The 11,407-nt window shown below is 57.9% G+C and carries 11 protein-coding genes; 9 read left to right on the top strand and 2 right to left on the bottom strand.

The genetic code is table 11. From position 1 onward, the window contains the following. Positions 1-51: 51 nt before the first annotated feature. Entirely contained in the window at positions 52-507 is a 456-nt protein-coding gene (locus DW645_RS09440; RefSeq protein ID WP_233540760.1) for a C69 family dipeptidase, read from the bottom strand. Positions 508-915: 408 nt separating this feature from the next. Continuing rightward, positions 916-1,833: a diacylglycerol kinase family protein gene (locus DW645_RS09435; protein ID WP_117790630.1), complete on the bottom strand. Its 918-nt coding sequence runs from the start codon at positions 1,831-1,833 to the stop codon at positions 916-918. Positions 1,834-1,931: 98 nt separating this feature from the next. On the opposite strand from DW645_RS09435, the gene rnd reads away from it, so the two are divergent. The 9 genes from rnd (at position 1,932) to DW645_RS09390 (ending at position 11,123) form a co-directional block, all read left to right on the top strand. Further along, positions 1,932-3,065 (top strand): ribonuclease D, encoded by a 1,134-nt coding sequence (gene rnd / locus DW645_RS09430; RefSeq protein WP_006234315.1) that lies wholly within the window; start codon positions 1,932-1,934, stop codon positions 3,063-3,065. Positions 3,066-3,303: 238 nt separating this feature from the next. Beyond that, a complete protein-coding gene (locus DW645_RS09425) occupies positions 3,304-4,008 on the top strand; it encodes a zinc metallopeptidase (protein ID WP_118227321.1) in 705 nt (234 codons plus the stop codon). 115 nt (positions 4,009-4,123) lie between these two features. Beyond that, positions 4,124-5,575: an exodeoxyribonuclease VII large subunit gene (gene xseA / locus DW645_RS09420; protein ID WP_369831919.1), complete on the top strand. Its 1,452-nt coding sequence runs from the start codon at positions 4,124-4,126 to the stop codon at positions 5,573-5,575. A 42-nt stretch (positions 5,576-5,617) separates the two neighbouring features. Next, on the top strand, positions 5,618-5,884 hold the full coding sequence (gene xseB / locus DW645_RS09415) for an exodeoxyribonuclease VII small subunit (protein ID WP_006234311.1): 267 nt from the start codon (positions 5,618-5,620) through the stop codon (positions 5,882-5,884). A gap of 49 nt (positions 5,885-5,933) precedes the next feature. Further along, on the top strand, positions 5,934-6,269 hold the full coding sequence (locus DW645_RS09410; protein WP_035137921.1) for a histidine triad nucleotide-binding protein: 336 nt from the start codon (positions 5,934-5,936) through the stop codon (positions 6,267-6,269). Positions 6,270-6,310: 41 nt separating this feature from the next. Then, entirely contained in the window at positions 6,311-7,201 is an 891-nt protein-coding gene (locus DW645_RS09405; protein ID WP_117766169.1) for a LysR family transcriptional regulator, read from the top strand. A gap of 119 nt (positions 7,202-7,320) precedes the next feature. Next, on the top strand, positions 7,321-8,481 hold the full coding sequence (locus DW645_RS09400; RefSeq protein ID WP_117766170.1) for an MFS transporter: 1,161 nt from the start codon (positions 7,321-7,323) through the stop codon (positions 8,479-8,481). 120 nt (positions 8,482-8,601) lie between these two features. Next, on the top strand, positions 8,602-9,780 hold the full coding sequence (locus DW645_RS09395; RefSeq protein WP_006234305.1) for an acetate/propionate family kinase: 1,179 nt from the start codon (positions 8,602-8,604) through the stop codon (positions 9,778-9,780). Positions 9,781-9,944: 164 nt separating this feature from the next. Next, positions 9,945-11,123 carry an acetate/propionate family kinase gene (locus DW645_RS09390; RefSeq protein ID WP_118227320.1) on the top strand — a complete coding sequence of 393 codons (1,179 nt, stop codon included), beginning with the start codon at positions 9,945-9,947 and terminating at the stop codon, positions 11,121-11,123. The last annotated feature ends 284 nt before the right edge of the window (positions 11,124-11,407 follow it).

Genomic DNA, 11,407 nt, shown 5'->3' with positions numbered 1-11,407 from the left:
TGCGGGAACGGCCTATTTGCTCAATGTGTTCGGCTGAGATCGGAAATCAACCTAGCTATACTCGCCAATGCCAGTGTCGGTCAGGGGGTCTGCCTTGGCGGCTTTATCGTTCATGTTGGTGGTCAGCGTTGCGGAGCAGGACACGCCCTTCTCATTGATGCCTGCCTCAGAGTAGGCATCATAGCGCCCGTGCCACTGCGAAGGATGATCGCGCACGTAGCTATAACGATATGTAGTCTTGGTCGACCTGTATGAGAAGCCGGACTCGTCTGAGCCGTAGGTATACCCGGGGGCATGCGACGGCTCAATGCCAAAGTGCTTGAGGTAGCGCGGGCCAAAGTCCTCGGCGCGACCATAGTACGTGTTGTTGTCGGCCGTAAGGTTTTTGCCCATGTACATTTGCGTGCAGGCGAGCGCAGATGTCGGCATGGACATGATGGTCGCAGCTCCAAAGGCGAGGCCTATGCCTAGCTTCTTGAGCGCGTTGACGGGGCGAGTTTTCCTCATTTTCCCTCCCAGCGAGCGAAAGCCCTTTGTCGCCAGAGGGCTTCAGCCAATAAAGACACCTCATTAGCGTAACGAACTGGAAACAATATTCATCTATGAAAGAAACTTACTCGATAAGCGTGATGAAATATGCGATGAGCGGTTAATCGTACTCAGTTTGCAGCTTTACTTTAATAAAGACGCCCTGTAATTACTGTAGCCGAATAAAGTAGCTGGGAATGCCCGAAATGAAAATCCCCCGCTGTTTGACGAATGCATAAACAGCGGGAGAGGCCATAACTGGATGAATATCATACCAATGTGGATTTACTTCTTTCGGCGGTGAATCACGTTGATGGCGTAACCGACGAGCATGGCCAAGACGATGACAATAAAGCCGATCAGGGGATTGTCGTTCATGGGGTCCTCCTATTTTCCGAGCGGTGAGAATTCGTCGACGATGAGGTCGAGGCATTGCGGAAGCGCGCGGGCTCCAAAGACGCCCGAATTGCTGGAGATAATCTCGCCATCGAACTGCATGCCCAGCGACGGGGTGCAGGTGATCTTGGCTTCCTTGGTCTGGATGATCTTGAACTGCGGGCGCCCGAGTACCTTGCCGGCGGGGTCAAGCGCAGCGGTGATCACAGTAGGCAGCAGCTGCACGGTGCGCACGGGTTCTATGACCGCAATGTCGACCATGCCATCGTTCATGCGGCAGTCGGGGAACAGGTTGATGTCGTTTTGGATGACCGAGGTGTTGCCGGCCATGCAGCAGATGCCGTCGAGCTCCTCGACAATGCCGTCATGCTCAATCGTAAAGTGCGCCACCGTGGGGTTGGGCGTGGCGAGCGCAGAGAGGAAGTAGGCGATCTCGCCGATGTCGTTTTTGGTGGGAGCGGCCTTCATCATGATCTCGGCGTCGAAGCCCGAGCCGGCGATGATGATAAAGCCGTGGCGCTTCTCGTTGCCGTCCTCGTCGAGCCAAAAGAGCTCGCCCATGTCGACTTTGACCGTGCGACCGGCACGGCAGGCCTTGGCGAGCGCCGCCGCCTCAGGGGCATTGCCGATGTTGTTGAAGAACAGGCAGGCCGTACCGGAGGGGAAGATGAGCGTGGGGACACCGCATCCGCGCATCTGATCGAGCACGTTGGAGACGGTGCCGTCGCCGCCCGAAACGACCACGCGATCAAACTCGCGCACGTCTGCCACGGCGTCCTCGGGCTCCATGCCATCGCCGATAAAGCGCATCACGACCTCGTCGCCGCCTTGCGCGAGGGCGTGCGTGAACGCGTAGATTTCATCTGAGCTGGGGCCCGATGCCGGGTTGTGGATGATAAGGCAGCGCATACTTACGTTCCCGTTCTGTGACTAACCGAGTATAGTTGTAAGGCAATGCCGATATCCTACCCGTGTTTTTCGGGCCTAACCTTATTCGATGGGTTGATATGTACATTTCCACACATCAGGCTCTACTCGACTTTTGCCAGCGCGCCCGTGAGTTCGACGCGATTGCCGTCGATACCGAGTTTTTGCGCGAGCGCACGTTCCATCCGCGTCTGTGCCTGGTCCAGATTGCCACCCCTGCCGAGAGCGTAGCGGTCGATCCCCTGGTAATCGACGACCTGTCGCCGCTGGCCGAGCTTATGGCCGATGAGAGCGTGACCAAGGTCTTCCACGCCTGCTCGCAGGATATGGAGGTTATGCTCCATACCGTGGGCGTGCTGCCACGACCGATTTTCGATACGCAGGTCGCCGCCGCCTTTTTGGGCGAGCGCCAGCAGATTTCCTACGGCGCGCTCGTGCAGACGTTTTGCGGCGTCTCGCTGCCCAAGACCGAGTCGCTGACCGACTGGTCGCGTCGCCCGCTGACCGATAAGCAGATTGAGTACGCGATCGATGACGTCAAGTACTTGATCGTCGCCTATACCGAGATGATGAGTCGCCTGCGCGAGCTGGGCCGTGTGGACTGGGTGCTCGACGAGTTGCGCCCGCTGGCCGACGAGTCGCACTATCGCGCCGATCGCCACGAGGCGTTCCGCAAGGTCAAACGCATCAATTCGTGCAGCCGTCACCAGCTGGGTATCGCGCGCGAGCTTGCCGCCTGGCGCGAGGATCGCGCCGAGCGCCGCAACATCCCGCGCAAATGGGTCATGTCTGACGACACGCTGCTGGCGCTCGTCAAGCGCAACCCTGTGCGCGTTGAGGAGTTCCGTAGCATCCGCGGTACCGATCAGTTGGGGGAGCGCGACGTGGACGGTGCGCTCATGGCCATCAAGCGCGGTGCGAGCTGCCCGCACGATCGCCTGCCGCTCATGGTGCGCGGGCACCGTCAGATTTCGCCGGAGTTGGAGAGCGTGACGGACCTGATGTATGCGCTCATTCGCCTAGTTGCCGAGCGCTCGGGCGTGGCGACCTCGGTCATTGCCTCGCGCGATGACCTGGCCGACTATATTGAGCATCCCGAGCAGAGCCCCCTGCGCGAAGGCTGGCGCTTTGAGCTTGTGGGTTCGCGTCTGGACGATCTGCTCTCGGGCAATATGGGGCTCACCGTGAAGGACGGAAAGATTGAGTTGTTATAGGTATATAGTTACGCGGTTTTACCAAACCGCGTAACAGCTCGACGCTGCAAACGGCCGAGAGCGGCAATCTGACGTTCAATCGTCGCTCGCGTACCAAAGTACGCGTCGCTTCTCTTTCACGTCACCTTGCTCGCTCTCGGCCGTTTTCGCTGACAATGCCTAAACATCGATGCTGACTTGCCTGCTGGGCGAGTGGGTAGAATGCCTCCAACGTGTAACTCGATTCGGAGGAATTCGTATGCCCTACTACTATGGATACGGCTTTGGCATCGACCCGCTGTACCTGCTGGTTGTGCTTGTCTGCACGGTGCTTGGCCTTGCCGCACAGAACTATATCAATTCGACGTACAAGACGTGGTCCAAGGTTCGCTCGGACGGCGACACGGGTGCCACGGTCGCTCGCCGCATGCTCGACGCCAACGGTTGCAACGCCGTGGGTATCAAGGGCGTCGCTGGTGAGCTTACCGACCACTACAACCCGCAGGACAACAATCTGTATCTGTCGGATTCCAACCGTTCGGGCGGCTCGGTCGCAAGCGTTGCTGTCGCTTGTCACGAGGCAGGCCATGCCGCTCAGCGTCAAAGCGGCTATACCATGATGAAGGTACGCACCGCCCTCGTGCCGGTCGTCAACTTTACCCAGAACACTTGGACCATCGTGCTGCTCATGGGCCTGTTTATGAACATCGCGGGACTCACGACCCTCGCGCTGATCTTCTTCTCGTTTAGCGTGCTGTTCCAGTTCGTTACGCTGCCGGTCGAGATTGACGCCAGTCGGCGCGCCGTGGCGTATATTGAGCAGTCGGGTATGAGCTCCAAGCAGGTCAACGGTGCCAAGAAGGTCTTGACGGCAGCCGCGCTTACCTACGTGGCGGCGGCACTCACCTCGATTATTCAGCTGCTCTATCTTATGGCTCGCTACAACAGAAACTCCAACCGATAACAAATTGGGTCGCTGGGCGCCGCGGGGATTTGTGTCCCCGCGGCGCTGTACTATGTGTTGGACTTGAATTTGCGCAGGGCCAGAGCCTTTGTGCACGATAACGAAAGGAGGTTGCGTGGCAGGTTGGAATCTAACCGGCAATAGCGTTTCCGCCGAGTTCGACGGTTCGGACGAGCAGGAGCGTAAAGAGCTCAGCGTGAGCCAGGCGGTAGAGATCGCCGCCGGTGCGCTCGATGCTATTCCGCAACTGATCGTCCTGGGCGAGGTCACGGGTTTCCGTGGTCCCAATGCCCGAAGTGGCCACTGCTACTTCCAGATTAAAGACGACTCGGCCGCCGTCGACTGCATCATCTGGAAGGGCGCCTATCTCAAGCGTACCTTCGATCTGCGTGACGGCATGCAGGTGAGCTTTAAGGGCAGCTTCAATCTCTATAAGGCCACGGGCCGCATGAGCTTTGTCGCTCGCTCGTTTTCGCTGGCGGGGGAGGGTCTGCTGCGTCAACAGGTGGCGCAGTTGGCCGAAAAGCTACGCCGCGAGGGCCTGATGGACGAGTCCCGCAAACGCCGCATTCCGGTGTTTTGCTCACGCGTGGCGGCCGTCACCTCGCTTTCCGGTGCGGTAATCGACGACGTCAAGCGTACGCTGCGCCGTCGCAACCCGCTCGTCGAGCTTGTTTGCGTGGGCGCCAAGGTCCAAGGCGAGGGTGCGCCGGCCGAGCTCATTGAGGGCTTGCGCCGCGCCGCTTCCATTACGCCGGCGCCCGACTGTATTTTGCTGGTGCGCGGCGGCGGCTCCTTTGAGGACCTCATGACCTTTAATGACGAGGAGCTTGCCCGCGCGGTGGCGGCTTGTCCTGTGCCCGTGGTGACCGGCATTGGCCATGAGCCCGATACCTCGATTTGCGACATGGTGAGCGACCGACGCGCCTCCACGCCCACGGCGGCGGCAGAATCGGTGGCGCCGGCTATGACGGAGTTGGCCGATGTGCTCGAGGCGCGCCATCAGCGTCTGGGTGCCGCGATGGCATCGATGATTGGGTCGGCCCAGGTCGACCTGGAGATGCTCGATCAGCGCGGTCGCCGTGCCTGGGATACCTATACGGCTCGCTTGGGTGATGCGCTCGATGCCGCTGCGTGTCGCCCGTGCCTCAACGACCCCACATTTATGGTCGAGCGTCGCGAATCGGAGCTTGCACTGACTGCCGATCGCCTGTCGGGCGCCATAGTACGCTCAGTCGGGGTCTTCCGCTCCAACTTCGAGCGTCTGCCCGAGCGTCTGGTTGCAAGCACCTCAGGGCTCGACGGCAAACGCCATGCGCTCACGCTTACGAGTTCCCGTCTGGAGCATCAGGGGCGCACGATGCTCAGCAAACCAGCGTCCGACCTGGGCCGTGCAGCGGCTTCGCTCGATGCCCTGTCGCCGCTTAAGGTACTTGCCCGCGGCTATTCCATCGCGTACAGCGACGATGGTGTGGCTATAAGTGCCCAGACCTTTAAGCCGGGCGACGCCATCCGCGTGCGCATGGCGGACGGTAACGTGTCGGCAACCGTCAACGCGGTCGAGTAGACCGCGTTTCGCAGTGATAGACCCTTAGGAAAGGAAACAGATATGGCAGAGAAGACCCCGGTAGAGCAGCTTACGTACAAGCAGGCCTCGCAGGAGCTGGAGCTCATCATCCGCAGCCTGGAGTCGGGCGATATGGAGCTCGAGGAGTCGCTCGAGAGCTACACCCGCGGCGTCGAGCTCCTCAAGAGCCTGCGCACCCGCCTGTCCGATGCCGAGCAGAAGGTCTCGGTGCTCCTTAAGGACGTCGACGGCAACGACGTGCTCGCCGACGGCGAAGCCGCCAACACGGACGACAACCTCTCGTTCTAAGCATCTCGACCAAATATAATTACCTTGGTCTGTGAGAAAGGAACCAGCTATGTGTGATTGCATCTTCTGTAAAATTGCCAACCACGAGATCCCCTCGACCGTTGTCTATGAGGACGACCAGGTCATCGCCTTCGATGACCTCAACCCCCAGGCGCCGGTCCACACGCTCGTGATCCCCAAGAAGCACTACAGCGACATCGCCGACAACGTGCCTGCCGAGACCATGGGCGCCATGGCTCACGCCATCCAAGAGGTCGCCAAGGCCAAGGGTCTGGAGGACGGTTTCCGCGTCATCTCCAACAAGGGCGTCAACGCCGGCCAGACCGTCATGCACTTCCACATGCACGTCCTCGGCGGCAAAAACCTGGGCGAGAACCTCATCTGAGGGCGCTTGGTCCGTCGACTTGGCTGCCTTTGGAGTAATCTATGCAGCTTTCTCAACTCGAATACCTTCAAGCGGTGGCGAACTATGGCGGCGTGCGCAAAGCAGCTCGCGCCGTTCATGTGAGTCCGCAGGCCGTTTCGTCGGCAATCAAAAAGTTGGAATCTGAGTATCAGATTGTTTTGCTTGACCGATCGGCGGGGGAGGCTGTTTTGTCTCCGGCGGGCAGAGAATTTGCGCGTCGTGCACGCGTGATCCTGGCACAAGTCGACGATCTCAAAAAGTACGCTCAATCGAGGGGCGACGGCGTTTCGCCCGATGGCCACTTTCGTCTTTACGCCCCCTGCCTTCATGGGCGGGGGCGCCTTTTTGCCGAAAGCTGGTATGACTCGTTTGAACGCTCGCACCCTCAGATTCACCTTGATGTGTGGCATCAGCCAACGGCTACATGCTTTGAATCACTTGTGCTTGGCATTTCGGATGCGGCTATCTCATTCGAGGAACCACGGGACAGCGTCCTTTCTTCAAAATATTTGGGTGAAAAGGAGCTCAAGGTTCTTTCATGCCCAGCGGGTCATCAATCTGTGGGCGCCATGACCATTCGCGAGTTACTGGGCGGCAGGCTCGCTGTTCCCATTAATTTGTCACCCTGTCTCAATGCAATCAATCAATGTCCCGAAGCCCAGCTCGTCAATTTTCGCTTCCGTGATGTTGAATACGGAAGCAGGGCTCAGACTGAGTTTCTTCAAGCCGGGGGATTGATATTGAGTTTGTCTGGGTCCTCTCTCGCATCGGATGGGTCAGAAGTGAGTGAGTGCTCCATTGAAGGTTCGCGTGATGTAACCTTGCCCATCTACTTTTGCTATCGGCAAAATTCCTGGACTGATCGACACCAGACGGTTTTTCTGCACCTATTGCGTCATCTTGCTTCGTGAGATTAATTGGCTTCGAGGCATCAAGTGATTATTGACGCCTTGTAACACATAGCTGACAGCTTTGCCCTCATGCTTTTCCAAGATTCCGATTTAGATTGCTGACTCTTGGAGGGCGGAGCATGAAAAACCGTACGGTTTTGCTTTATATGACGTTCGTTTTTCTGTCGAACTTCAGCACCATCTTGTATTTTCTAACTGTCTACCTTGAGTTCGTCGGACTTTCGATGGTATCGATTTCTAGCATGATGATTGCATATCAAGTGAGCAAGTTCATCCTTGAAGTTCCCACTGGCTATATTGCTGATAGGTTTGGACGAAAGACAAGCGGTCTCGTTGGCGTCGTGGGGATGCTTGGATACTACGCCGCCCTGCTTCTCGTCCGTTCTCCCCTGCTTTTAGTCGGTGCGTTCGCTCTCAAAGGTTTTGCCGTTGCGTGTGTGAGCGGATCCATCGAAGCGATTTACATTGACAGCGTCTCTCAGGACCAGCTCGTAAGACTTAATGTCGTTGAGCGATTTGTTTTCTATGCCTCTTGTGCCATCTCCGCTTGCGTGGGCGGTTTCATTTCGTCCGTCGGTGCATATCTCATTGGTCTTTCGGCAGATATCATCGCAATGGTGTTGACGTTGGTTGTCGTTGTCTGCATTCCTGAGATGCGAAGAGGGGGCATTGCGACGACACCTGAACATGGGATTAGCCCGAAGATGATCGGTGCCGCTATTGCGGGTAATGGCATTCTTCGTTCAGCGTTCATCATGGACTGTTCTCAGGCATTTGCTTTTGTCGCCCTGGAAGACTTTTTCTCACTGCTGCTTGCGGGTCGCGGAATGAATGCCGTCGCTTCGGGTGTCACCATTGCGGTCCAGCTCCTTGCCTCGGCCTCCATGGGACTTATTGTGCCCTGCGCGATTGCTCATGTCGACAAGGGCCGCTTTGCGCGTATTTGCGGCATCGTGCGCCTTTTCCTGACAGCTTTGTTTTTGATTCCCCTTACTCCGGCTAATTTGCTGCCCGTGTTCTATGTGCTGCAGACGGTTGCGTACTCGTTATTTGCTCCAATTAAATACTCAATTTTTCAAAAAGTAGCCGATTCTTCGATGCGCTGTTCACTGATTTCGGTTCAAAGCCAGATGGTGGCGGTGGGCGCCATCCTTTTCTATCTGTTCAATGCTGTGTTGAGCAGCATCGCGGGCATTCGAGTCATATTGCTTGTCGCACTCGGAACCTCTTCTTTGGTGTATATCCCCGCGCTCTTTCGTCTTACAAGCCAAAGGACATGAGTATTTGGGCACCGATAACTTATATATCAACGCAATAAACCCGAGCGCGAGGGCGTTTGGGTTTATTATTGAAGCGTATGTAACCTGGCGGCGCCACACCGCCTGTTAGTAGGGAGACACATGAACGTTCTGGTCGTCAACGCAGGATCTTCGACCCTTAAGTATCAGGTCATCGATACCAAGTCCCATAAGGTGTCCGCAAAGGGCTCCTGCGAGCGCGTCTGCTTTACCGGCGGCACTTTCACCCATGCTGCCAACGGCTCCAAGAAGGTGACCGAGAACATCGAGTTCCCCGACCACAAGGTCGCCATCGAGGTTGTCCTGAAGGACCTCGAGGCCAACGGCGTCAAGATTGAGGGTATCGGCCACCGTATCGTTCAGGGCGGTTGGTACTTTGGCGATTCCTCCCTCGTCGACGAGGATGTCCTCGCCAAGATCCGCGAGGTCGCTCCGCTCGCCCCGCTGCACAACAACCCCGAGGCCAACGTTATCGAGTACTGCCTGGAGCAGTATCCCGACCTGCCCAACGTCACGGTTTACGACACCGCTTTCCACTTCAACATGCCCGAGGTCGCCAAGACTTACGCCCTGCCCAAGGACGTCTGCGACAAGCTGCACATCCGTAAGTACGGCGCCCACGGCACCAGCTACCGTTACATCTCCAAGAAGGTCGCCGAGATGACCAACGGCGAGGCCCGCAAGGTCGTCGTGTGCCATATCGGCTCCGGCGCTTCCCTGTGCGCCATCGAGGACGGCAAGTGCATGGACACCACCATGGGCTTGACGCCGCTCGACGGCGTTATGATGGGCACCCGCTGCGGCTCCATCGACCCGGCTACCGTGTGCTACCTGCAGCGCGAGGGCGGCTACACCTTCGACGAGGTCGACGAGATGATGAACAAGAAGTCCGGCCTTTTGGCTGTGACCGGCGGCAAGACCAACGACTGCCGCAACGTCGAGGAGCTCGCCGCTGCCGGTGACCCCGAGGCCCAGCTTGCCTTCGATATGTTCGTCTACAAGATTGCCGCCAAGGCTGCCGAGATGGCCACCTCCATGTGCGGTATGGACACCCTGGTCTTTACCGCCGGCATCGGTGAGCACGCTCCTGCCGTCCGCGCCGGCGTGGCCGACCGCCTGGCCTTTATGGGCGTCAAGATGGATCATGCCCGCAACGCCCTGCGTGGTGACGGCGCATGGTGCCTGTCTGCCAAGGATTCCAAGGTTAAGATTTTCGTTATCCCCACGGACGAGGAGTTCATGATCGCTTCCGACGTCGAGCGCATCGTCAACGGCAAGTAATTGCAAAAGGGGAGGGGCTGGACGACCGAGCGCCGTTCGGCCCCTCTTTTGTGCTCGTTGGGCGATATGCCTGATAGTTATTTATTAAGTTGTGATAACTTCTTATTAACATGCGGCCGCCTTAAGGGGTCTGCGCCGACCGTATCGCACTGCAAAGGAGTCTCATGAACGTACTTGTTGTCAACGCCGGTAGCTCAAGCCTTAAATATCAGCTTTTGGATACCGATACCCGCGAGGTTTTCGCCAAGGGCAACTGCGAACGTATCGGTTCGGACATGGGCATCTTTGGCCACTCCGAGAATGGTGGCGCCAAGCAAACCGAGGAGGTCCCCTTCCCGGACCACCGTTCGGCTATCGCACGTGTGCTCGAGGAGCTCGAGAAGACCGACTTTACGATTGATGGCATTGGGCATCGTATTGTTCAGGGTGGCTGGTACTTTGACGATTCCGCGGTCGTCGACGATGAGGTCATGGCTAAGATTCTCGAGGTGGCACCGCTTGCCCCGCTGCACAACTACGGCGAGGCAGCGGCAATCGAGTATTGTCGCGAGAAGTATCCGGAGCTGCCCAACGTGGCCGTCTTCGACACCTCGTTCCACATGACTATGCCCGAGGTCGCCTACACCTACGCCCTGCCCAAGGACGTGTGTAACAAGTACCACGTGCGCAAGTATGGCGCCCACGGTACGAGCCACCGCTACGAGTGGATGATGGCCAAGGAGATCCTGGGTTCGCGCTGCCACCGTCTGCTTTCGTGTCATCTGGGCAACGGCGCTTCGCTCGCTGCTATCGAGGACGGCGTGTGCCGCGACACCACGATGGGCCTCACGCCGCTCGACGGCCTGATGATGGGCACTCGCTGTGGTTCCATTGATCCTGCCACCGTGTGCTACCTCCAGCGCGAGGGCGGCTACAGCTATCAGGAAGTCGATGACATGATGAACAAGCAGTCTGGTCTGCTTGCCATCTCGGGCATCTCCAACGACGCCCGCGACATCCGTACACGCGCCTCCGAGGGCGACGAGCGCTGCCTGCTCGCCTTCGATATGTTCGCCTACAAGGCCATGCAGCAGGCCGGCTCCATGATCGCTTCAATGGCGGGCGTGGACACCATTACCTTTACCGCCGGCATTGGCGAGAACGACTGGTCGATCCGCAAGGCTTTCTGCGACTGCTTCGAGTGGCTTGGCGTGCGCATCGACAACAACAAGAACCGCGAGGCCGTGGGTAACGGCCCGCAGGTCATCAGCGCCGCCGGCTCTTCCGTCACGGTCATGGTCATCCCCACCGACGAGGAATACATGATCGCCCACGACGTCGAGCGTTTGACCAAGAACAACTAACGCATTCGTCTGTAATTGACAAAAAGGCCTCCAGAGCAACAGCCCGGAGGCCTTTTTACTAGCAGGCGGAAATTCCAGTTCCAAAGTGATCATCGCCGGCAACGCCTGCGCTCCCAGCAACGTCACCCATTCGTTCAGATCCTCAGCCCCAGCTCGTAGCCAAGCCGCCGCCCACTCCAGATTCCCTGACTGCTGCGTGACGGCAGGGACCCTGCAGGGCAAAGCTCTGAAAACATTCCGCACTGATATTTTCTGTATTGAAGACGTCGATGATGCACCCGTAT

It is taken from the genome of Collinsella sp. AM23-17, from assembly GCF_003470945.1.
Taxonomy (GTDB): Bacteria; Actinomycetota; Coriobacteriia; order Coriobacteriales; family Coriobacteriaceae; genus Collinsella; species Collinsella aerofaciens_O.
Note: the sequence above shows the minus strand (reverse complement) of the source record. Positions and strands in the feature narration are given on the sequence as shown.